General features: G+C 70.9%; 20 protein-coding genes. 12 read left to right on the plus strand and 8 right to left on the minus strand.

The features are described 5' to 3' along the window. Window positions 1-191: 191 nt before the first annotated feature. Window positions 192-962: a phosphotransferase gene (locus Pflav_RS19380; protein ID WP_173037407.1), complete on the minus strand. Its 771-nt coding sequence runs from the start codon at window positions 960-962 to the stop codon at window positions 192-194. A 289-nt stretch (window positions 963-1,251) separates the two neighbouring features. Between Pflav_RS19380 and Pflav_RS19385 the strand changes: the two genes are divergently transcribed. From Pflav_RS19385 to Pflav_RS19395, 3 genes are all read left to right on the plus strand, one after another. Beyond that, window positions 1,252-1,635: a MerR family transcriptional regulator gene (locus Pflav_RS19385; RefSeq protein ID WP_173037408.1), complete on the plus strand. Its 384-nt coding sequence runs from the start codon at window positions 1,252-1,254 to the stop codon at window positions 1,633-1,635. Between the two features lie 35 nt (window positions 1,636-1,670). Continuing rightward, window positions 1,671-2,663, plus strand: a complete 993-nt coding sequence (locus Pflav_RS19390; RefSeq protein ID WP_173037409.1) for an NADPH:quinone oxidoreductase family protein — start codon at window positions 1,671-1,673, stop codon at window positions 2,661-2,663. Between the two features lie 69 nt (window positions 2,664-2,732). Beyond that, the gene (locus Pflav_RS19395; RefSeq protein ID WP_173037410.1) at window positions 2,733-3,419 is read left to right on the plus strand and encodes a DedA family protein; all 687 of its coding nucleotides are present in this window, start codon (window positions 2,733-2,735) and stop codon (window positions 3,417-3,419) included. Here the strand turns inward: Pflav_RS19395 and Pflav_RS19400 are convergent. After that, window positions 3,408-4,130, minus strand: a complete 723-nt coding sequence (locus Pflav_RS19400) for an SDR family oxidoreductase (RefSeq protein WP_173037411.1) — start codon at window positions 4,128-4,130, stop codon at window positions 3,408-3,410. The two genes, Pflav_RS19395 and Pflav_RS19400, sit on opposite strands and share 12 nt — an antisense overlap. Window positions 4,131-4,139: 9 nt before the next feature. Then, a complete protein-coding gene (locus Pflav_RS19405; RefSeq protein ID WP_197938635.1) occupies window positions 4,140-4,940 on the minus strand; it encodes an AraC family transcriptional regulator in 801 nt (266 codons plus the stop codon). Between the two features lie 69 nt (window positions 4,941-5,009). Between Pflav_RS19405 and Pflav_RS19410 the strand changes: the two genes are divergently transcribed. The 3 genes from Pflav_RS19410 to Pflav_RS19420 are packed head-to-tail and all read left to right on the plus strand — an operon-like array spanning window position 5,010 to window position 6,594. After that, window positions 5,010-5,801 carry an alpha/beta hydrolase-fold protein gene (locus Pflav_RS19410; RefSeq protein ID WP_173037412.1) on the plus strand — a complete coding sequence of 264 codons (792 nt, stop codon included), beginning with the start codon at window positions 5,010-5,012 and terminating at the stop codon, window positions 5,799-5,801. After that, the gene (locus tag Pflav_RS19415; RefSeq protein WP_173037413.1) at window positions 5,732-5,998 is read left to right on the plus strand and encodes a hypothetical protein; all 267 of its coding nucleotides are present in this window, start codon (window positions 5,732-5,734) and stop codon (window positions 5,996-5,998) included. Before Pflav_RS19410 ends, Pflav_RS19415 begins: the two co-directional genes overlap by 70 nt. Before the next feature lie 53 nt (window positions 5,999-6,051). After that, complete coding sequence (locus Pflav_RS19420; protein WP_173037414.1) at window positions 6,052-6,594, plus strand: RBBP9/YdeN family alpha/beta hydrolase; 543 nt, start codon at window positions 6,052-6,054, stop codon at window positions 6,592-6,594. Between the two features lie 1,003 nt (window positions 6,595-7,597). Here the strand turns inward: Pflav_RS19420 and ppk2 are convergent. Then, window positions 7,598-8,515, minus strand: a complete 918-nt coding sequence (gene ppk2, locus Pflav_RS19425) for a polyphosphate kinase 2 (protein WP_173037415.1) — start codon at window positions 8,513-8,515, stop codon at window positions 7,598-7,600. A 374-nt stretch (window positions 8,516-8,889) separates the two neighbouring features. Between ppk2 and Pflav_RS45870 the strand changes: the two genes are divergently transcribed. The 4 genes from Pflav_RS45870 (at window position 8,890) to Pflav_RS19445 (ending at window position 12,174) form a co-directional block, all read left to right on the plus strand. Continuing rightward, complete coding sequence (locus Pflav_RS45870; protein ID WP_173037416.1) at window positions 8,890-9,939, plus strand: helix-turn-helix transcriptional regulator; 1,050 nt, start codon at window positions 8,890-8,892, stop codon at window positions 9,937-9,939. 8 nt (window positions 9,940-9,947) lie between these two features. Then, window positions 9,948-10,553, plus strand: a complete 606-nt coding sequence (locus Pflav_RS19435) for a hypothetical protein (RefSeq protein WP_173037417.1) — start codon at window positions 9,948-9,950, stop codon at window positions 10,551-10,553. Between the two features lie 70 nt (window positions 10,554-10,623). Continuing rightward, entirely contained in the window at window positions 10,624-11,685 is a 1,062-nt protein-coding gene (locus Pflav_RS19440; RefSeq protein ID WP_173037418.1) for a MerR family transcriptional regulator, read from the plus strand. A 111-nt stretch (window positions 11,686-11,796) separates the two neighbouring features. After that, window positions 11,797-12,174, plus strand: a complete 378-nt coding sequence (locus Pflav_RS19445; protein ID WP_173037419.1) for a hypothetical protein — start codon at window positions 11,797-11,799, stop codon at window positions 12,172-12,174. Between the two features lie 433 nt (window positions 12,175-12,607). Here Pflav_RS19445 and arfA read toward each other — a convergent pair whose 3' ends face one another. Continuing rightward, window positions 12,608-14,122, minus strand: a complete 1,515-nt coding sequence (gene arfA / locus Pflav_RS19450; protein WP_173037420.1) for an arabinosylfuranosidase ArfA — start codon at window positions 14,120-14,122, stop codon at window positions 12,608-12,610. Between the two features lie 46 nt (window positions 14,123-14,168). Between arfA and Pflav_RS19455 the strand changes: the two genes are divergently transcribed. Next, a complete protein-coding gene (locus tag Pflav_RS19455; protein WP_173037421.1) occupies window positions 14,169-14,906 on the plus strand; it encodes an SDR family NAD(P)-dependent oxidoreductase in 738 nt (245 codons plus the stop codon). A 9-nt stretch (window positions 14,907-14,915) separates the two neighbouring features. Here Pflav_RS19455 and Pflav_RS47500 read toward each other — a convergent pair whose 3' ends face one another. From Pflav_RS47500 to Pflav_RS19470, 3 genes are all read right to left on the minus strand, one after another. Further along, the gene (locus tag Pflav_RS47500) at window positions 14,916-15,038 is read right to left on the minus strand and encodes a hypothetical protein (protein WP_269474517.1); all 123 of its coding nucleotides are present in this window, start codon (window positions 15,036-15,038) and stop codon (window positions 14,916-14,918) included. Window positions 15,039-15,056: 18 nt separating this feature from the next. After that, window positions 15,057-15,428 (minus strand): hypothetical protein, encoded by a 372-nt coding sequence (locus Pflav_RS19460; protein ID WP_173037422.1) that lies wholly within the window; start codon window positions 15,426-15,428, stop codon window positions 15,057-15,059. Window positions 15,429-15,531: 103 nt separating this feature from the next. After that, window positions 15,532-19,992: a ThuA domain-containing protein gene (locus Pflav_RS19470; protein ID WP_462933158.1), complete on the minus strand. Its 4,461-nt coding sequence runs from the start codon at window positions 19,990-19,992 to the stop codon at window positions 15,532-15,534. A gap of 433 nt (window positions 19,993-20,425) precedes the next feature. Between Pflav_RS19470 and Pflav_RS19475 the strand changes: the two genes are divergently transcribed. Continuing rightward, window positions 20,426-21,478: a hypothetical protein gene (locus Pflav_RS19475; RefSeq protein WP_173037424.1), complete on the plus strand. Its 1,053-nt coding sequence runs from the start codon at window positions 20,426-20,428 to the stop codon at window positions 21,476-21,478. The last annotated feature ends 32 nt before the right edge of the window (window positions 21,479-21,510 follow it).

Genomic DNA, 21,510 nt, shown 5'->3' on the forward strand with positions numbered 1-21,510 from the left:
CGAGGCCACCGCGCCGCCGGCCGCCTCGATCAAACTAACGTTGTCAGACCCTAACGGACTTGGCATTCAAATGTCTACATCTTCCGTTAGGAGTGAACGCACTTTTGTTTCTTACGGCGAAAGACCAGGCTGGCGACGTCCGTTCCGACGTGGACACCCGATGAGGACGGACGCCGCCAGGCAACCGGGCGCTACTGGCACGGGAAGTGGGCGAGCTCGTCGACCGCGGTCTCCAGCGACGCGTCGACGCCCTCCTCGACCATCATCACGTACGCCGGGTCGCCGGCCGCCGCGTTCCGGCGGATGCCGATCGCCGAGTCGCTGGCCCGCCGGCGGACGATCTCGATGAACGGGCCGAGCGGGCCGGTCCACCCGTACGCGTCGAGCATCACCCGCAGGCGGGCCGGGCGCTGCGCGAAGGCGGTGAAGCCCTCCACCCCCACCACGCGGCGGACGTGCAGCGGCACCCAGGCGAAGGCCGTGAACGCCAGGTCGTACTCCCGGCTCACGGGCGAGGCGAAGTCCCAGTCGAAGAAGCCGGCCAGCCGCCCGTCCTCCCAGGCCGCGTTGTACGGCGCCGCGTCGTTGTGCCCGACGATCATGCCCGGCCGCCAGGTGCCACCCTCGCGCCAGACGGCGTCGGCGGGCGGGACGAAGCCGGCCACGGCGTCGTGGTACTCGCGCAGCCACCCGGCCACCTCGCGGAGCGCGTCTTCGGCGTACACCCATCTCGGCCACGGCCGCCGGTCGCCGACCACGTCGCCGGGCAGGTACGAGAGCACCTCCCGGCCCTGCTCGTCGAAGCCGAGCGCACGCGGCGCCCGGTCGAAGCCGACGGACTCAAGGTGGCGCAGCAGGGCGTGCACGGCCGGCGTCCATCGCCCGGCCGCCCGCCGCACGGTGTCACCGACCCGCACGGCGCCGCCGGTGCTGCCACCCGCCAGGCGCTCCTCCACGACCACGTCGCCTCCCCCTGGGCTCGGCAGCCTCGCTCGCGCAAGCTCCTGAGCCCGATTGCTCGCCACTCTGTGTGTGCGGCCCGTACCACTCCGTCCGCATCCCACCAGATATTGCCCGCCACGCGCCTCCGCCGCGAGTCCCGTCCGTACGGCCGTGCATCCATCTCCGCACGCCGGGGCAGCGACACGCCGGCGCGGGCCACCGTCACGTCGAGTCGCTCTCAAGGGATCCTCGACGGCGTACCGTTGACCCCTGACGTGGACGTGAGGGTTCGATGGGTACGGGGTGTGCGTGAGGATCGGCGAGCTGTCCCAGGAGACCGGCGTGAGCGTGCGCGCGCTGCGCTACTACGAAGAGGAAGGTTTGATCCGGCCGGCCCGGAGTGCAAACGGCTACCGCGAGTTCGGCGACGGCGCGGTCGAGGCGGTGCGCCAGATCCGCGGCATGATCGAGAGTGGCCTGCCGACCCGGATCATCCGGGAGATCCTGCCCTACCTCGACGGCCCGGCCGCGCTGATGCCCGAGGTGCCGTGCGCGTACATGCTCGGCGAGGTGGCGCGCCAGCGGGACCTGCTCGACCAGCGCATCCGGTCCCTCACCGGCAACCGCGACGCGCTCGACGTGTACCTGCGGGCGGCCCGCTCGGCGGCGGTGACGGCGGACACGGCGGCTTGACCCTCACGCAAGCGAGAGGGTTCTAGCGTCCGCGCATGACCATCCCCACCACGATGCGCGCGCTGCGGCAACCCACCTGGAACGGCCCGGCGGACATGCACCTCGCCACCGGCGTACCGGTCCCCGAGCCCGGCCCGGACGAGGTGCTGATCCGGGTCGGCGCGGCGGGCGTCAACTTCGCCGACGTCATGCGCGCCCGCGGCACGTACCACAATGGACCCCGCCCGCCGTACCTCGCCGGCTTCGAGGCGGCGGGCGAGATCGTCGCCGTGGGCGAGGCCGTGGCCGACCGGACTCTCGGCGCCCGCGTCATCGGCACCGGGTACGGCGCGTTCGCCGAGTACATGACCATGCCCGCTGCCGGACTCGCGCCGGTGCCACCCGGCTGGGCCGACGAGCAGGCGCTCGGCCTGGTGCTCAACTGGGCCACGGCGCTGGCCGCGCTGCGACCGCTCGGCCGCCTCACCGCCGGCGAGACCGTGCTTGTGCACGCGGCCGCGGGCGGGGTCGGCCAGGCGGCGGTACGGATGGCCCGGCACTACGGCGCCACGGTGATCGGCACCGCCTCGGCGGGCAAGCACGAGGTGGTACGCGCACTCGGCGCCGACCACGTCGTCGACTCCCGAGCGGCCGACGTCACCGCCGAGGTGCTGCGCCTGACCGGCGGCGCAGGGGCCGACCTGGTGCTGGAGTCGGTCGGCGGCGCCACGTTCCGGGCCAGCCTCGCCGCCGCCCGCCGGGTCACCGGCCGCGTGGTGGTGTACGGCGTGGCCGGCGGCGAGGCGTCCCTCACCAACCGGGAGCTCAACTTCACCCACCCCGTCCACGTGATCGGGCTGCACATCGGCATCCTGGCCGAACGGGCCCCCGAGGTGTTCGCCGAGCTGATGGCCGAGCTGGCCAGCCTCCGCGCCGCTGGCGTCCACACGCCCGGTCGCCCCACCGTGTACGACCTCACCCGCGGCCCCGGGGCGCTGGCGGAGCTGGCCGCCGGTACCACGGTCGGCAAGCTCGCCCTCCGGCCCTGAGGTTTTCCGCAGCCGACCGGGTGGTCGGCCTCATGGTTCGCGGGGGTTGGCGTTCATAGCGTCGAAGGCATGATCCCGACGTACACCGACGTCCTTGCCCAGCAGTCCGATCCGCCGGAGGGCGGCCTTGTCGGGCTGGTCACCGACCTCGTGGAACGGCTCGGCGGCCCCGGCGCCGGCCTGGCCGTGGCGCTGGAAAACCTCTTCCCGCCGATCCCCAGCGAGGTCATCCTGCCGCTGGCCGGGTTCACCGCGAGCCAGGGCGAGATGAGCCTGTTCGGCGCGATCGCGTGGACCACGCTGGGCTCGGTCGTCGGGGCGCTCGCGCTTTACTACATCGGCGTCGCGCTGGGGCGGGACCGGATCCGGGCGATCGCGGCGAAGCTGCCACTGGTCAAGGTCAGCGACATCGACCGCACCGAGGCCTGGTTCGCCCGGCACGGTGGCAAGGCCGTCTTCTTCGGACGGATGATCCCCATCTTCCGCAGCCTGATCTCGATACCGGCCGGCGTCGAGCGGATGGCGGTCGGGCGGTTCCTGCTGTACACCACGGCCGGCAGCCTGATCTGGAACACGGTGTTCGTGATGGCCGGCTACCTGCTCGGCGAAAACTGGCAGTCCGTCGAGTCGTACGCCGGCGTGTTCCAGAAAATCGTGATCGTCGCCTGCGCGCTGGCCGCGGCCTGGTTCGTCATCACCCGCCTGAAGCGGCGCCGGCATGCGCGCGCCGGCGCCGCGAACGGGTCAGAGGAGTAGGCCGCCGGTGGCGCGGATGTTCTGGCCGGTGATCCAGCCGCCGTCGGGGCCGACCAGCAAAGCGACCACCGCGGCGATGTCGTCCGGCGTGCCCAGCCGGCCGAGTGCGGTCAGCAGTGGCGCCTGCACAAGGCCCTCCGGCGAGTTGACGGCGCGCAGCAGGTCGGTGTCGGTGGCGCCGGGCGAGATCGTGTTCACCGTGATGCCGCGGCCGCCCAGCTCGCGGGCGGCCACCATCGTGAACTGCTCGAGCACCGCCTTGCTCGCCGCGTAGAGCGCGTGTCCCGTCGACGGCAGCGCCGTGTTGAGCGTGGAGATGTTGACGATGCGGCCGCCGTCGCGCATCACGGCGGCCGCCTCCCGCATCGCCAGCACCGGAAACTTCGCGTTGACCGTCATCACGTGGTCGAAGTCCTCGGCGGTGATCTCGGCGAGCGGCCGGCGCGGGTTGACGGCGGCGTTGTTGACAAGGATGTCCAGGCCACTGTCGCGCACCGGCGCGAACATCTCCTCCACCGCCCCGATCTCGGCCTGGTCCGCGCGCACGGCCACCGCGTCCGGCAGCTCGCCGGCAAGCTCCTCGGCGGCCGCCTTGCTGTCGCGGTACGTGAAGACCACGCGCGCGCCGTCGCGGGCCAGCCGCCGCACGATCGCCCGGCCGATCCCCCGCGTACCGCCGGTCACCAGCGCCGTCTTTCCGGAAAGGCTCATGCGCGGACGTTAACGGGGCGCGAGCTCCCGGTATTGAAGGAATGCGCACAGCCGCGTGGGCGTCAGCCCGGTCATCGCGCGCACCTCGCGGTTGAAGTGCGGCTGGTCCGCGTAGCCGCTGTCCACGGCCGTCGCGGGAAGGTCGCGGCCGCGGACGAGCATCGACACCGCCCGCTGAAACCGGGCCACCCGCGCGACCGTCGCCGGCGCGAGCCCCACCTGCCGCCGGAACCGCATCTCCAGGCCGCGCCGGCTCACGCCGAGATCCTCGGCGAGCGCGCCCACCCTGGGTGCGCCGGGCTCGTGGAGCCGGGCCCAGGCCCGCAGCGCCAGCCGGTCCGCGCCGGCGTCGCCGCCGTCGAGCCGCGCGGTCAGCAGGTCGTCGAGTACCGCGAACCGCGCCGGCCAGTCCGCCGCCGCGTGGAGCCGCTCGGCGAGGATTTCGCCGTCGCGCCCGAGCAGGTCGGCCAGGGGCACGGCCGCGCCGGCAAGCTCCCGCACGGGTACGCGGAGCAGCGCGCTCACCCCGAGCGGCGTGAGCCCGACGGAGACCCCGTGACCCCACTGGGTCCGCTCGAACACGGCCGGGTCACTACGCGGCCCGGTCACCACCCGCCCGCCGGCCTCGTAGTCGACGATCATCGTGGTCGAGCTGACCGGCAGGATGCGGTGGGCCAGGGCCTCGCCGTCCCCGGAGCGGAAGCCCGCGTAGCCGAGCACGTACGGCCGCAGCCGTCGATGTGCCCGCCCGCTGAACGTCTCGCACGGCCGGGCCTGTACTCGCGCCGGCACCGAGTGCAGCTGAGCCACGCCACCCATCATGCCCCGTACCCGCGCGAACGGCGGAAATCGGCTTCCCGTTCGTGCGAGGCTGGGCGCATGGACAGCCAGCTGACCCGCGACGTGCTGAAAGACCCGCTGGTGTCGCAGGAGGTGCCGTACGCGGTCCTCACCCCGCCAAGCTGGAGCCGGGACGAGCGGCTGCCGCTGGTCCTGCTGCTGCACGGCGCCAGCTCCTCGGCCGAGGTGCTCAACGTGTTCCAGCCGGTCGTGGAGAGGCTGTGGATCGAGGGTGCGCTGCCCCGCTCGGTGGTCGCCAGCGCCTCCACCCCGACGGCCGGCGGCTTCTACATCGATCACGGACCGGGCCACCAGTGGGAAAGCCTTGTCGCGAACGCGTTCCCGCAGTTGCTCGCCACCTCGTACGGCGTCGATCCCGAGCGTGTCTCGCTGCTCGGCGCGTCGATGGGCGGGTACGGCGCGCTGAAGATCGCGTTCGCCGATCCGGGGCGCTGGGAGGCGGTGGCCGCGGTGGCGCCGGCGCTGCTGCCCGCCGAGCCCGGCGCCCGCAACACGCTTGGCGTGCTCGGCGAGTTGGCCGCCGCGATGGCCGGCGCGCCGGGCAACGACGCGCTGGAGCGGCTGCGGGCCAACGCCGAGGCGGTACGGGCCAGCAGCCTGCCCATCTTCCTGCGCTGCGGCGACCGCGACGTGTTCGCGATGCACGACGGCACCGAGCGGCTGCACCGGGCGCTGTGGGACCTGGACATCGGGCACGACTACCACCTCGTGTACGGCGCGGACCACATCGGACCCGAGGGGTGGCCGCGCAGCGCGCCGCCCTGTCGTTCATCGGCGCCGCCCAGCGGGCCCGTACCGGCGACGACCTGACCGCCGCCGACCGCGAGCACGTGGCGGCCTGGGAGGCCTGGGCGGAGGCGGGCCGGCAGGGACCACCGCCGACGCTCGACACCTTCGGCCGGTCCGGACCCGCCGCCATGCGGGTGCTGCTGGCACCGCAGATCGCCGAGGCGGTACGCCAGGACCCGGCGGCACAGCGGCGGTACGGGGTACTGCCGGCCGACTGACCGTTGGCGGCGCTCCACTGTGGGCGGACCGGCCCGGGCGGTAGGGTCGTCGGATGGCTGACGCGGTGGTCATTCCCGGCATGATGTTCGGGCCTGCGGCACCCCTGCTCATGTACACGGGCGACGTCGCCGCCCGGCGCGGCGCCCGGCTGCACCGCCACTACTGGTCGGCGGAGCCGCCGCACCCGTCCCAGCCGCCGATCGAGCAGTGGGTCCGCGACGAGGTGAGGCCGCTGCTCGACTCGGTCGAGGGCCGGCCGTTGCTGATCGCCAAGTCCCTAGGAACCAACGCCGCCGCCCTCGCCGCCGAGCGGTCCCTGCCCGCGGTGTGGCTGACACCGCTGCTGACCATGCCGTGGGTGGCCGCCGCGCTCGGCCGGGCCACCGCGCCGTTTCTGCTGGTGGGTGGCACGGCAGACGAGCTCTGGGACGGCGACCTGGCCCGGCGCCTCACCCCGCACGTCATGGAGGTGGAGGGCGCCGACCACGGCATGTACGTGCCGGGCCCGCTCACCGACTCCATCGCGGTACTGAGCCGCGTGGTGGTCGCGGTCGACGAGTTCCTCACCGCGACCCCCTGGCCCAGCGCCGACTGAGGATCTTTCGGGGTCAGGGCGGCGGCCTCGGCCCCATGTCGCGCACAAAGGCCCAACCCCAAAGACGCTGAGCTACCGCGATGCCCGCCGTGGTCCAGACCGTCGCTCCCGCGGCCTCACCCTCCGCGGTCGGCAAGCTCACCCCTGCCGCGGTCAGCCGACCCCGACCTTAGCTGCCGGGTCCGTGCTTCGGCCCAACCTTCACCCAGCCCGGCGGTTGGGCGCAGGCCCATCCAAGACAGACAGGCGGCCCGAAGGGCCGTCCGGTTTGCTTTGATCGACGCTACAAGCGGACGCCTTCTGGCAGATCGTGGTATCGAGCTGCCCCTGGAGAGCCTGGCGCGTAATTGGGCACAGGCTCGATGTCAATCCCGCCGCGAGCGGCTGGAATTCGCCTGGCATCGACGCGCAGGCACCATCGGTTGCCGGGTTTGCCCCATATATTCTTTTGCGAATGTAGATCTAGAACGTCTTGTGTGCTATATCGACCCTAAACGTTCTAGATCTACTTCGATCCGACCGCAACGACCAAGCTGGCGGACTTGACGAACAGCGCACCGCCAATTACGCGCCAGGCTCTGGAGGGGCAGCTCGGTACCACGATCTGCCGCGTACACCAACCGCGACCGCGTCGATCAAGGAGACGCGGTCTGCGGGCGGCCGCGGGACCAGCATCGCCCAGGTCCAGGGGCCCACCTGGCGGCAGGTTCGCCGCTGATCAGCGGCGCGGCCACTCCAGGGAAGCAGAGCAAATGCACCTGCGCGCCCACCCCTTGCCCTCGTCCGACAGCGATCCGGGTCGACGCGCCCGTTCGACAGGTCGCGGGACCCCCGGGGGTTGGGCTTGGACCGCGGACCTGGCAGCGCGGGTCGGGGATCTCGGCGAGCGCCAGCGAGCCGCCGACCTGCGCGGTGCCCGCGGGAGCATACGGTCCGTGACTGACGCGGACCGGGGCAATGCGCGTCTCAAGAAATTGAATGTGACCCCGACCCTGAATGGTCTCTAGAGCTGGGGAAACTGGCGCGTGGGGCGCTCGTCGTTCTCGAAGATCTCCACCGCGTTGCCGACAAGCTGCGGGTCCGGCTCTCCGACGAGTCCGACGTCCTTGTTGTCGTACGGGAACAGGCTCAGCAGGTACCGCATCGCGTTTACCCGGGCGCGCTTCTTGTCGTTGCTCTTGACCACCGTCCACGGCGCGTCGGCGGTGTCCGTGTAGAAGAACATCGCCTCCTTGGCCTCCGTGTACTCGTCCCAACGGTCGAGCGAGGCCAGGTCCGTCGGCGAGAGCTTCCACTGGCGGACGGGGTCGACCTGCCGGATGATGAACCGGGTCTGCTGCTCGCGCCGGGAGACCGAAAACCAGAACTTCACCAGGTGGATGCCGGACCGCACCAGCATCTGCTCCAGCTCCGGCGCCTGCCGCATGAACTCCAGGTACTCGGTGCGCGAGCAGTATCCCATCACGCGCTCCACCCCGGCCCGGTTGTACCAGGACCGGTCGAAGAGCACGATCTCACCGGCGGCCGGCAGGTGGGCGACGTACCGCTGGAAGTACCACTGGCTGGACTCCCGCTCGCTGGGCTTCTCCAGCGCCACCACACGGGCCCCGCGGGGGTTGAGGTGCTCCATGAACCGCTTGATGGTGCCGCCCTTGCCGGCCGCGTCCCGCCCCTCGAAGAGGACGACGAGCCGCGCGCCGGTGGCCTTCACCCAGTTTTGCAGCTTGAGCAGCTCGATCTGGAGCAGCCGCTTCTCCCGGTCGTACTCGGCGCGGCTCATCCGCCCCTCGTACGGGTACCCCTCCCGCCACGTGTCGACAGGCTCGCCTTCGTGGTTGACGAGGATCGGGTCGTCATCGTCGTCGTCGACAACCCGGTAGTCCCCGAAGCGCTCCAGCAGCGAGTCGTTCGTGTCGACCATGCGATCACGCTACGGCCTCCGCCGCGATCTCGCCGAGAGTCCGTGGAGCATATTCACCTCACGGCCACCCTCCGGATGACCGCGCCGAGCGCGGCCCGGCGGGGGTGCCGGGCCGCGCGGACTACGGCGCGAAGGGGTGCCCGCCGCCCCCCGTCGGCGCGGCGGGAGGCCCCTTCACACCCCCGGGCGCAGCGCGCCTGATCAACGATCGGGATCACGGCCGGGCCGTACAAGGCGGCGCGGTCGATCTATTGCAGGTACCTGCAACGACCTGGTCACGGCCCCTTCCGCACGGCCCAAGCGGATGGTGTGCTTGGCAGCGTCGATGTGGTTCGGCCGCTTCCCAGGGCGGCAGGGCGGCGGAGGGGGTCGCGTTGACTGTCCGTTCCGCGCCCATTCCCCGGCTCACCCGGTGGGGCGTCTCCGCCGACGCCGACCTCATCTACCGGGCGCTCTGCATGGGCGGCGCCCGGAGCGGCACTCAGATCGGACGCGAGCTGGGTATCGCTCAGGAACGGGTCCGGCGGGCGCTGGACGAGCTCGCCGCAGTGGGCGCGGCGGTACCGGCGGCGGCGACGACCCGCCCATCCCGCCCCGAACGGGTGTGGGCGCCCCGCCCGCCGGACTCCGTACTCGAGCGGCTGCGCCAGCGCCGCGCGCCCCAGCCGGCGCGGGAGCGGTGGCACCGCCAGGTCGCCGCGCTCAGCGGCGCCGGCCTGCACGCCGTCGAGCACCTCGAGGTGCGCCGGTGGCCCACCCGCCAGCTGGCCCGGCGCCGGCTCGCCCACCTCGTCGCCGCCGAGCGCCACGAGCACCTGGTCATCAACACCGAGGAGGTGTTCGACGCCGAGTCGACGGCCGCGGCGCTGCCTGTCGACCGCGCGATACTGCGCCGCGGCATCCGGCTGCGGGTGCTGGGCCTGCCGCCGGTCGACGGAGACCGCTCCAGCGCGTACGCGGAGGCGCTCGGCGGGGCCGGCGGGATGTACCGGGAGCTGTCCACGCTGCCGATGAAACTGCTCGTCTTCGACCGGCGGGTCGCGCTCTTCCCGGCCGATCCGCTCGACTTCGAGGCCGGGTACATCGAGGTCGCCGACGACGCGGTCGTAGAGGCCCTGGCCAGCACGTTCCACCGGCTGTGGTCGGAGGCGCGGGATCCGACCCGTGAGGGGGTTACACCGATCATTCTTACTCCCCGCGAACAGGCGCTGGTCGCGCTGCTGGCCGCCGGGCACTCCGACGAATCCGCCGCCGCCGAGCTGCGGGTCAGCGTGCGCACCATCGCGTACACGATGCGCGCCCTCATGGACCGGGTCGGCGTGGACAACCGGTTCCAGCTCGCGCTGGTCCTCGGCTCCACCGGCGCCGCCCCGATGCCGCCGCGCACAAGCCCCGGGCCGAACGGCCCCGACGACGCCCGCTGAAGGACGACATGCCCCGCTCTCGCCTGCTGATCGCGTTCCTCGCCGCCCTCGTGTCCATCGGGATCTTCCCGGCCCTCGCCGGCGCGACGACGCCGGGCGATCTCACCGTCCACCCGACTGTCGGGGTCACTCCGGCCCCCACCGGTGGGACGGCCCCGGCCGAGGCGGAGTGGATTCCGGCGACCTGCGCGACCGGCGAGCTGACCACCGTCGAGACCGACGCGGCGCTCAACACGACGGTCTCCGGCGCGGTCTCGATCTGCGGTACCTACAAGCCGAAGGCGGCGTTCACCGCCGTGCTCTTCCGCCCGGACCGCGACTACGCGATCGCGGCGGCCACGAGCCTGCGGTCGTACGATCCGGCCGGTCCCAAGCCGGTCACGTTGGCGCTGGTCACCGCGCCGAGCACGGGTACCGCCGGGCTCTGCCTGATGCGTAGCCCGACAGCCCGGATCGCCTGCGTCCGCCTCGACTTCACGCTCGGGCAGCCGGCCGTCATGCACGCGATCTCCACCGACGACCCGCTGGTCGCCAAGCCCGTCATCTTCGTCGACGACACGCTGGCACCCCACCCGCCGGCCGGCTTCTGCGGCTCCTGCCTCGCGGTGCCTTGACCTTGCCCTTCGGGCAGCCCCCAGCCTGAGTCGTACCGGTCGCGGTGACCGGTACGAGGAGGATGGCCGAGTGGGGCTGCTGACGATCGGGGCGTTCGCCCGCGCGTCCGGACTGACGCCGAAGGCGCTGCGCCTCTACGACGAGACGGGACTGCTGCCACCGGCCGCGGTCGATCCCGAGTCCGGCTACCGGCTGTACGAGCCGGCGCAGCTGGACCGGGCTCGGCTGATCGCCCGGTTGCGCCGCATCGGCATGCCGCTGGCCGAGATCCGGGACGTGTACCGCCTGGAGCCGGCCGCCGCGGCCGAGGCGATCGGCGCGTACTGGCGGCGGGTCACCGTGGACACCGCCGCGCGCGGCCGCCTCGCCACCCTCCTCGTCGACGACCTCTCCGGAAGGGGCTCGACAATGTCCAACCTCGCCATCCGCCACGCCGTACGCTGCGAGACCGGCACCGCGCGGGACACGAACGAGGACGCCGCCTATGCCGGCGGCAGCCTGCTCGCCGTCGCCGACGGGATGCGTGGCCCGGGCGGCGCGGCCGCCAGCACGGCCGCCATCGACGCGCTCCGGCCGCTGGAGCTGGCCGGCGCGCCCGCCACGGAACTGCTCACGATGCTGGCCGACGCGGTGGCCGAGGCCGACCGCACGGTACGCGAGGGGGCGACCGCCGACCACCAACCGGTGACCACGCTGACGGCGATCCTGCGGGCGGGCTCCCGGCTGGCACTCGTACACGTCGGCGACACCCGGGCGTACCTGCTGCGCGGCGGCGAACTCGTCCAGCTGACCCAGGACCACACGTACGTGCGGTCGCTCGTCGACCAGGGCCGGCTCGGGCTGGACGAGGTCGCCGCGCATCCGCAGCGCACGCTGCTGGTCCGCGCGCTGGGCGCCGGCGAGCACGTCGAGGCCGACCTGGCGCTGCGTACCGGCCTGGCCGGCGACCGCTACCTGCTCTGCTCGGACGGCCTGTCGGCGTACGTCGAGCGCGCGGCCCTGGCGTCCGCGCTCGCCGAGCCGGGCGCCGACCCCGAGCAGGCAGCCGGGCGGCTCGTCGACCTGGCGTACGCGGCCGGCGCCCCCGACAACATCGCCTGCGTCGTCGCCGACCTGGTTCCGGCGTCGTAGAACTCGATTGCCGCGCCCATTCTGGACATTTAGTCCACCAGGTTCCGAAGGCCTTTCGGTGGTACGCTCCGTCCACACTCGCTGGACAGGCGGTCCGTTATGACGACACGCGTGATCAATAGTCAGCGTTTGGCCTGGGATGCGGCTCAGGTCGTGGTGCGTGTGCTCGGCTCCCATCAAGTGGGCCAGTGGCTGCACGCGCAGATGGCCGCCCGCCTCGGCCCCGAGCCGGCGGCCGCGCTGGTCGATTCCTGGATGCGCATCTGGGCCAGCACCCGGTTGGACGCACCCCAGGTCGAGGCCGGCATCTGGCGGGCCAAGCTGACCGAGCTCATGATGACGGATCCCGCCCTGGCGACACCGTTGCGCGACCTGATGGCCGAGGCCGTCGAGCGCCTCGCGGTCGCCACGGACATCCGGATCCCCGGCGAGCCCGTGCCCGAGCCACCCGGCCCCCGCGTCATCGACCTGGACCGCTACCGCGACTGACCCACCGGATACGGTCTGCGGGTGACGACACCCGGGGAGCTGCTGCTGGTCGCCATCGTCGAGATGGCCGAGGGGAAGGTCGAGGTCGGCCAGCGGTATGAGGACGAGGTGCTGGCCTTCCTGCCCAAGCACGGCGGCTCGCTGGAGAAGCGCATGCGCGCGACCGACGCCCCGACCGAGGTACACGTGATCCGCTTCGCGTCCCGCGCCGGCTACGAGTCCTTCATGGTCGACCCCGACCGCCTAAGCCTCCGCAACGAGATCGGCGACGCCGCCCCACCACCCGCGTCATCGAGGTCCGCGACCTCTAGGGATCTCTTGACATTGAGCTACCGCGACGTCCGCGGTGGTCCAGACCGCTGCTCCCGCGGCCTCACCCTCCGCGTTTCACAACCCAAAGCCGCCCGTCATCCGGCAGATCGTGTGCCCGACCTCATCGGGCGGGCGTCAGGCGGATCGCGCTCCACGAGACCGGCGGCAGCACCACCCGTAGCGTGCGGCCGTCGAGCGACAGCAGCCGCGTGGGTTGCGGCACGACGCGCTCGGGCTCGTCATGCGTGTTGGTGGCGCGGATGTCGTCGTCGGCGAGCGTCCAGGCCTCGGCGACGCGCAGGTCGCCGTCGAAGAGGCGCAGATCCACGGCCAGCTCCACGGGATCGCTCTGACCGCGGTTGACCGCGAAGACGGCCACGTCGCCACCGTGGCCGTCGTGGGTCGCGACCGCGTCCACAAGGGACACTTCGCCGTGCCGGGCGGTCTCGTACGTCGGCGTGTCGAGCCCGGTGCGCAGCACACTCCCCCGGGCCAGCGCGGCGGTCTTCGCGAACGGGTGGAAGATGGTCTGCCGCCACGCCGGCCCGCCGGGCTCGGTGCGGATCGGGGCGATGACGTTGACGAGCTGCGCCTGGCAGGCGGCGGTGACCCGGTCGCTGTGCCGCAGCAGCGAGATGAGCAGGCCGCCGACCACGACCGCGTCCGCCACGTTGTACTCGTCCTCGATCAGCCGCGGTGCGACAGGCCACTCGCTGTCCGGCTCCCGGGCCATGAAGCGGGACATGTACCAGACGTTCCACTCGTCGAACGAGATGTTGATCTTCTTCTTGCTGCGTAGCCGCGCGCCCACGCTGTCCGCGGTGGCGACGACGCTGTCCACGAAGTGGTCCATGTCGACCGCGCTGGCCAGGAACGAGCCCAGGTCGCCGCCCAGCTCCTCGTAGTACGCGTGGCAGGAGACGTAGTCCACCGCGTCGTAGGCGTGCTCCAGCACCGTGGCCTCCCACGCGCCGAACGTGGGCATCGCCGAGCTGGAGCTGCCGCAGGCCACCAGCTCCAGGCCCGGCTCGGCCGAGCGCAGCGCCCGCGCGGTCGCGGCGGCGAGCAGTCCGTACTCCTGGGCGGTCTTGTGCCCCGTCTGCCACGGGCCGTCGAGCTCGTTGCCGAGGCACCACAGCCTGATCCCGTACGGCTCCGCCGCGCCGTTCGCCCGGCGCAGCTCGGAGAGCGCCGTACCCGCCGGGTGGTTGACATACTCGTGGACGTCGAGCGCCTCCTGCACGCCGCGGGTGCCGAGGTTCACCGCGTACATGATCTCGACCTCGGCCTTGCCCGCCCACCGCGCGAACTCGTCGATACCCATCTCGTTCGTCTCGATGGAGTGCCAGGCCAGGTCGCGGCGGCGGGGTCGCCCTTCGCGCGGGCCGATGCCGTCCTCCCACCGGTACCCGGAGACGAAGTTGCCGCCCGGGTAGCGCACCACCGTCACGCCCAACTCGCGGGTCAGCGCGAGCACGTCGGTGCGAAACCCGTCCTCGTCGGCAAGCGGGTGCCCGGGTTCGTACAGTCCGGTGTAGACACACCGCCCCATGTGCTCCACAAAGGAGCCGAAGGTGCGGCGGCGGACCGGGGCGACCACCGCGGTCGGGTCGAGGACGCAGGAAGCCGTGAGCATGTCAGCCAGTCCACCACGTCCGTGGTCGATAAGGCAGCATGATCGCATGAGGAATGTACTCGTCACCGGCGGCAGTCGAGGGATCGGCGCGGCCATCGTGCGCGCGTTCGCCGACAACGGGGATCGCATCGCCATCCATCACCGCGCGTCGCCCGACCTGGCCGAGGAGCTCCGGGCCGACCTGCCCGCCGCGGGCCACATCGTCGTAGACGGGGACGTTTCCGACCCGGCCGCGGTCAGCCGGTTCGTCTCGCGGGCGGCGAAGGAGTTCGGCGGGCTGGACGTCGTGGTCAACAACGCCGCGGTGTTCCCGCCGCACCCGATCGTCGCCACCTCGTACGAAGAGTGGCAGCAAGCGTGGCAGCACACCCTCGCCGTAAACCTGGTCGGCCCGGCCAACGTCTGCTGGTGCGCGGTGCGGCACATGCGCTCCGGTGGACGCATCGTGAACGTCTCGTCACGCGGCGCGTTTCGTGGTGAGCCCGACCAGCCCGCGTACGGAGCGAGCAAGGCCGGCCTCAACGCGCTCACCCAGTCCCTGGCGCTCGCACTGGGCCCGCAGGGCATCGCGGTGACCGCGGTGGCGCCGGGCTACGTCGAGACCGACATGACCAACGAGCACCTCAAGTCGCCGCGCGGGGAGGGGATCCGGGCGCAGAGCCCCTTCAACCGGGTGGCCCAGCCCGCGGAGATCGCCGCCGCCGTGTACTACCTCGCCTCGCCTGAGGCCGAGTGGGCCAGCGGCGCCGTCCTCGACCTCAACGGCGCCTCGTATCTGCGCTGAACCCGCCGCTCAGCGGGTGGACGACACCGGCGGGTTGTCGTTCATCCAGTTGTCGTCGGTACCGAGCATCCGGTGGGCGGCCTCGAGCCCGGTCAGCGCCGTACCGTAGGCGGCCACTTCCCGACGGACCACCCCGAGGCTCGGGAGGGGTCAGAACTCGACCGCGGCCTCGATCCGGCGAAGCTGGTGGCGGGCGAGGCCGAGGTTGGCCCGGGTCTTGCTCAGGGCGAGGTAGAGGAACAGCCCGTCCGTATTCCGCGTGCGCAGCGGGCGGATCAGGTGGTACTGCGTGTCCAGGGTGATCAGGATGTCCTCGATGCTGTCGTCGATCTGCAGCAGCTCCATCGCCCGCATCTCGGCCCGCACGACATCGGTGTTTCCGGCCGCGGCCACCGCCATGTCGAGCTCCGGCGAGCCGCCCGCGACGCCAAGGGTCATCCCGCTCGAGTAGTCGACGAGGGCGACACCCACGGCTCCCTCGATGCTCATCGCGTCCTTGATGGTGGTCTCTATCGAAGCCATTGCACGCCTACCCCAACTCTGCCTTGGCGCCCCCGGCAGCAGCGCCCGATCGGCTGGCAGCGTGGCACGGCGCGGCGCCCCAGCGCAGCAAAAGGTCCGACTTCTACCTGTCCGGACCGGCGGCCGCATCCGAAGGCGCATACCAGGCTACCCGTCTAACCAATTGCGAAAGTTGGCAAGTCATGAGATAAGAAAGTGCGATGCCATACCGCGCGGTGTCACCGGCCGAGGAGCGGACCCGTAGCGTGTCCCCTGGAGGGGTGGTCTCGTGAGCGCGCCGCTGTACCAGGTCAAGGCCGAGTTCTTCAAAACGCTGGGGCATCCGGCCCGGATCCGGGTGCTCGAGCTGCTGGCGATCCGGGAGCACGCGGTCTCCGAGCTGCTGCCCGAGGTGGGCATCGAGGCGGCGCACCTGTCGCAGCAGCTGGCGGTGCTGCGCCGGGCCAACCTGGTGGTCCCCCGGCGGGACGGTTCGGCGGTGTACTACTCGCTCGTCAGCCCCCAGGTGGCGGAGCTGCTCGCGGTTGCGCGGCGGATCCTCACCGAGGTCCTGACCAGCCAGGCCGAGCTGCTGGGCGACCTGCGGGCCGGGGCCGAGCCGAGCTAGCCAGACGCGAGGACGCCGCCGCCCGAAGGCGACGGCGTCCGTAGAGCGCGGCAGCTCAGCTGCCGTATACCTCGAACGTGAACAGTGAGTACCCCACCCTGTACCGCGGGCCGTGCCGTTGATCCGCACGTACCGACCCGAGGCAGCGAGCGCGGTGTTGTCGTCCTCACCACCGTTACCACCGGTCACCGACCGAACGGTGGTCCACGTCGTACCATTCGGCGACGTCTGGATCTGATACGCCGAACCGTACGCCGCCTCCCACACCAACCGGACCCGGTCGATGTTGTAGGTCTGGCCCAGGTCCACCTGAATCCACTGTGGATCTGAGAACGCGCTTGCCCACCGCGTCGTCGCCGAGCCATCCACCGCCAGCGACGCCGGGAACTCCGGTGCCTCCACACTGGACGCCGTCGCCGGCTTGTTCAGGGCGACGTTGGTGGCCACCGGCGGTTGGGGTTGGCCACCGCCGCCGAACACCTCGAACGTGAAGAGCGAGTAGCCCCATGCGGTGCCGCGGGCCGTGCCGTTGATCCGCACGTACCGACCCGAGGCGCCCAGCCCGGTGTTGTCGTCCTCACCACCGTTACCACCGGTCACCGACCGAACGGTGGTCCACGTCGTACCATTCGGCGACGTCTGGATCTGATACGCCGAACCGTACGCCGCCTCCCACACCAACCGCACACGATCGATGTTGTACGTCTGACCCAGATCCACCTGAATCCACTGTGGATCCGCAAACGCACTCGACCACCGCGTCGTCGCGGAGGCGTCCACCGCGTTCGACGCGGGGAACTCCGCCGTCTGGACGCTGGAGGCCGTCGCCGGCTTGTTCAGCGCGAGGTTGCCCGACTGGGGCGGCGTGGTGCCGCTGCCGATGGTGAACGAGTCGATGTCGAACAGGGACCCGGTAGCAGCGCCGGTGAACACCAGGAACAGGTTTTGCGTCCCGGCCGGCGGGGTGATCGTACCGGTGACGTCGGCCCAGGTCTCCCAGCCGCCGGTCGAGCCGACGGTCGCCGTACCGACCACCGGTCCGGTGGCCGAGCCGGTACGCAGCGAGATGGTGCCGCCGACGCCGGCCGACGCGACCCGCGCGGTGAACGACGTGGCCCCGCTCAGGTTGTACGGCGTGAACGAGATCCAGTCGCCGTTCTCGATGAATCCGACCGCGTTGCCACCCTGGGCCGACGGCTTCGCCACGGTGGTGGTGCCCTGCTGAGCGCTGAAGTGCTCGGCCTGGCGGGCCCGTGGCTGCATGACCGTCTGCGGCGAGGCCACCGGCGTGGTCGAGCCGACCGGCGTGTACTCGGCGACCATGACACCGAAGATGTTGGCGTTGGCGTCGTGCTCGCCGTCCACAGTGGTCTGGATCGTGCCCGAGCATCCGGTGGCGTTGCTCATCCCGTGACCGTGGCTGTCGTGGCCGAGGATGTAGTTGACCCGCACCCGGCTACAGTCGATGGTCGGTGCGTTCGGGTCGGTGACCGTCACCTGGAATGGGATGGCGTCACCGAAGTTGAACAGCCGACCGTTGAGTGGCTGGTTGAGCGTGACCGACGGCCGGCCGACCCCGATCACCACACTCGATGTGGCGCTGCGGCCGGTACTGTCCCGTACCGTCAGCGTGGCCGTGAACTCGCCGTTGCTGGTGTACGTGAACGCCGGGTTGGCCGCTGTCGAGTCGGTGCTGCCGTTGGTGGTGAAGTCCCACGCGTACGTGATCGGGTCGCCGTCCGGGTCACTGGAGCCGGCCGAGCTGAACTGCACGGTCAGCGGCGCGTTTCCGCTGATCGGGGTGGCGGACGCCAACGCGATCGGAGCGCGGCCGCCGCCCGTGTTGTACTCGATGCGGTACACGCCGGAGTTGGCGTCGCCGCCGAACCAGCCGGTGCCGTAGTCAAGCACGTACAGCGCGCCGTCCGGACCGAACTCCATGTCCATGACCTGCGTGCCGGTGTAGGCCGGGAAGGCGTCGATCGCACCGACGCCGCCGGTTGGGGTGACGGTGGCCGCCTTGATCCAGCGCCGGCCGAACTCGCCGAGGAACACCTTGCCGTCCATCGACGCCGGGAACTTCACGTCGGAGGCCAGCGAGGGGTTGTAGTTGTAGACCGGGCCGCCCATCGGCGAGAGGCTGCCGCAGCACAGCTCCGGCCGGTCCGTCCCGCCGCCGTACGGCAGCCACGCCGCCTGGGACGGCGGCAGCTGGGTGATGCCAGTGTTGTTGGGCGAGTTGTTCACCGGTCCGCCGGCGCAGTTGAACGCGGCACCGGAGGGACCGGACGGGAACGTGAAGTCGACGTACGGGGCGTTGCGGTTCGAGCAGTACGGCCAGCCGTAGAAGCCGGGCTGGGTGATGCGCTCGAACGAGACCGTGCCCGACGGCCCGCGGGTGGGGCTGGCGGTGCCGGCGTCCGGCCCGTAGTCGCCGAGGTAGACCGTGCCGGTCGCCTTGTCGACGCTCATCCGGAACGGGTTGCGGAAGCCCATCGCGTAGATCTCGGGGCGGGTGTTGGCGGTGCCGGGCGCGAACATGTTGCCCGCCGGGATGCTGTAGCCGCCGGTGGCGCCCGGCCTGATCCGCAGCACCTTGCCGCGCAGGTCGTTGCTGTTGCCGGAGGTGCGCTGCGCGTCGAACGCGGGGTTGCGGTCGGCCCGCTCGTCGATCGGCGTGTACCCACTGGAGTCGAACGGGTTGGTGTCGTCCCCTGTGGACAGGTAGAGGTTGCCGGCCGCGTCGAAGTCGATGTCACCGCCGACGTGGCAGCACATGCCGCGGCTGGCCGGCACGTCGAGGACCGTGACCGCCGACGCCGGGTCCAATGTGAAGTCGGCGTTGACCGTGTACCGGGCCAGCTTGGTGAAGCCGTTGAACGGGGCGAACTGTGCCGGGGTACCGGTCGCTGGCGCACCGCCGCCAGGCGTGGAAAGCGGCGGGGAGTAGTACACGTAGACCCAGCGGTTGCTCGCGAAGTTGGGGTCTGCCTTGATGCTCTGGAGCCCCTCCTCGTCCGAGGTGTAGACGGGGATGGTCAGCGCGATCTTGGTGTTGCCGGCCACGTCCGTGTACCGGATCGTGCCGTCGCGCGACGTGTGCAGCACGCCCCGGTTCGGCAGGACGGTCAGGCCCATCGGCTCACCGGTCTCGGCGACGCCCTTGGCCAGCGTCACCTGGTTGTAGCCGGCCTGAGGGGGCTGGCCGGTCGAGCAGTTGCCGGTGCCCTGCGCCGCGTACCGGATGCCGCCGAGCAGGTGGGTGCGGAAGTTGGCCTCGGCGTAGCTCTCGGTGGTGTGGCCCATGCCGGTGTACCAGGAGCGGCCGCCGTCGTAGCCGCGGCACCAGGCGATCGGGTGGTCGCCACCCATCGAGCCGCCCGTGTACGTGCTCTCGTCCAAAGTGGCCAGGACGTGCACCTGCGAGCGCGGGTTGGTGCGGTAGTTGTACCACTCGTCGAGCCGGTTCCAGGCCACGGGCAGGCCGGCGGTCGACGGGTGGGTGGTGTCCTCGATCCGCACGGTGGCGTTCTGGTTCGCCGGGTGGCTGGCGAAGTACGCGCCGACCAGGTTGCCGTACCAGGGCCAGTCGTACTCGGTGTCGGACGCGGCGTGGATACCCGCGTACCCACCGCCACCCCGGATGTAGTTCTCGAACGCCGTCTGCTGGGCGGCGTTGAGCACGTCCGCCGTGGTGGAGAGCCAGATGACCGCCTGGAAGCGGGCCAGGTTGGTGGCGTTGAACTGGGCGGCGTCCTCAGTGGCCTCGACGGTGAAGTTGTTCTGGGCGCCGAGCTGCTGGATCGCCGCGATGCCGGTGGGGATCGAGTCGTGCCGGAAGCCGGCCGTCTTACTGAAGATCAGGACGTTGAAGTCCGCTGCGGCCTGTGCCGGGACCGCGTTGAAGCCGACTGCGGCCATGACCATGGCGACGCAGAGGGCCAATCTTCGGAACATGATCGGGTCTCGCTTCCTGTCGTACGACTTGCAGACAGGCGTGCGCCGATCACGCCACGACACCGACGAGCCCTCCCCGCCGCCCCGTTGGCGGCGCCCAGAGAGCGCTTTCGCGACATCGTGCCGAAATATTGCACCGACATCGATGTCTTCGTCAATAGTCAGGCGGCCGGCTGCCGTAACTTTTGTTAGTGCCGACAAAAGGCCCAGCGTCACCCACAGTGGGCATGGGCGCCTTGAACCCCTCCGGCAGGGTCTGGCCGCGTTCGCGCGGACTGCGTGTCCGCGCACTATCCATAGAGGACGATGGCTCTGGTCGACGTGCATGGAAAGTCGTCTGGAGCCCGAAAAAAGTTCACGTGACGGCTATCGGCGACTGGTCTGCTGGCCTGCGGATGTCGAAGATCGACATCGTTTAGGAGGACGTACCGTCATGAGATCCGTACGTATCCGACTCGGCCGCGCCAGCGCGGTCCTGGCCGCTGCGGCAATCGCCGCGGCGGTGTTCCCCGGCGCTGTCGCGCAGGCCGCGGACACCGAGTACCTCGTAAACCCGAGCTTTGAGCAGCCTGGCAGCAACGCGGCCCAGCCGACCGGTTGGCAGGCCGCGCTGCTGGATGGCGAGACCAGCCCGTTCCGGCTCGTGACCCAGACGTTCAACGCCGCTGGGCAGTTCCCGCCGCCGGCGCCGGTGCCGGATGGACAGTTCGCGCTGGAGGTGTTCTGGCAGGTTGGTTCCAACCTGGGCCAGCTGGGCGTGGGCACCCGCCAGACGGTGAACGTGCCGGCCTCGAACGACCTGACCTTCAGCTACGACGCCGTGCAGACGTTCTACGCCGACTCCCGCGCCGTTTCCTGGGGCGGCGCGGTGGCCGAGGTGGAGTTCACCGCGGGCGGCCAGACCAACAAGCTGCGGTACTTCAACATGAACTCGCGGCCCGACTACAGCGGTCTGCCCACGGACTCGGCGACGACCAAGTACATCATCGGCGAGCAGTTCAGCGGCAGCGGCGTGTGGCTGTCCAACTCCCGTGACCTGGACGCGGACATCGCCACCAAGTTCGGCGTGTCCAACTTCACCATCACCGCGGTGACCGTTGGCAACCTCCAGAACCGCATCGCCACCTCGCCGTTCTCCAACATGACCAGCTACTTCGACAACGTGCACCTGACCAAGGCCGAGGTCGAGGCGCCGGAGGTTCCGGTGTCGGTGTCGGCGCAGTCGCGTTGTATCGCGGGTAAGGCTTACGTGGCCGTGTCGGCGCGTAACGACCACAACGCGCCGGTGTCGTTCGAGGTGGAGTCGGCGTTCGGCGCGAAGTCGTTCACGGATGTGGCGGCTGGTGCTAGCGGCTACCAGTCGTTTGCTACCCGGCAGGTGTCGGTGGGCGCGGGTTCGGTGACGGTTACCGCTACTGGCACGGTGGGCGGTCAGGCGGCGACCACGGTCGTCACGGCTGACTACCCGGCTATCAACTGCGCCTGATCCCCCCTTTTTGTTGGTTACGAATCAGAGTT

It is taken from the genome of Phytohabitans flavus, from assembly GCF_011764545.1.
In the GTDB taxonomy this organism is placed as follows: Bacteria; Actinomycetota; Actinomycetes; order Mycobacteriales; family Micromonosporaceae; genus Phytohabitans; species Phytohabitans flavus.

Bases quoted from the DNA above. Each gene is read 5' to 3' on its own strand.
- Pflav_RS19435 (WP_173037417.1), top strand. From the start codon at position 9,948: ATGCCCCGCTCTCGCCTGCTGATCGCGTTCCTCGCCGCCCTCGTGTCC.
- Pflav_RS19455 (WP_173037421.1), top strand. From the start codon at position 14,169: ATGAGGAATGTACTCGTCACCGGCGGCAGTCGAGGGATCGGCGCGGCC.
- Pflav_RS19470 (WP_462933158.1), bottom strand. From the start codon at position 19,992: ATGTTCCGAAGATTGGCCCTCTGCGTCGCCATGGTCATGGCCGCAGTC.
- Pflav_RS19400 (WP_173037411.1), bottom strand. From the start codon at position 4,130: ATGAGCCTTTCCGGAAAGACGGCGCTGGTGACCGGCGGTACGCGGGGG.
- Pflav_RS19395 (WP_173037410.1), top strand. From the start codon at position 2,733: ATGATCCCGACGTACACCGACGTCCTTGCCCAGCAGTCCGATCCGCCG.
- Pflav_RS19410 (WP_173037412.1), top strand. From the start codon at position 5,010: ATGGACAGCCAGCTGACCCGCGACGTGCTGAAAGACCCGCTGGTGTCG.
- Pflav_RS19460 (WP_173037422.1), bottom strand. From the start codon at position 15,428: ATGGCTTCGATAGAGACCACCATCAAGGACGCGATGAGCATCGAGGGA.
- Pflav_RS19420 (WP_173037414.1), top strand. From the start codon at position 6,052: ATGGCTGACGCGGTGGTCATTCCCGGCATGATGTTCGGGCCTGCGGCA.
- Pflav_RS19475 (WP_173037424.1), top strand. From the start codon at position 20,426: ATGAGATCCGTACGTATCCGACTCGGCCGCGCCAGCGCGGTCCTGGCC.
- Pflav_RS19390 (WP_173037409.1), top strand. From the start codon at position 1,671: ATGACCATCCCCACCACGATGCGCGCGCTGCGGCAACCCACCTGGAAC.
- ppk2 (WP_173037415.1), bottom strand. From the start codon at position 8,515: ATGGTCGACACGAACGACTCGCTGCTGGAGCGCTTCGGGGACTACCGG.
- arfA (WP_173037420.1), bottom strand. From the start codon at position 14,122: ATGCTCACGGCTTCCTGCGTCCTCGACCCGACCGCGGTGGTCGCCCCG.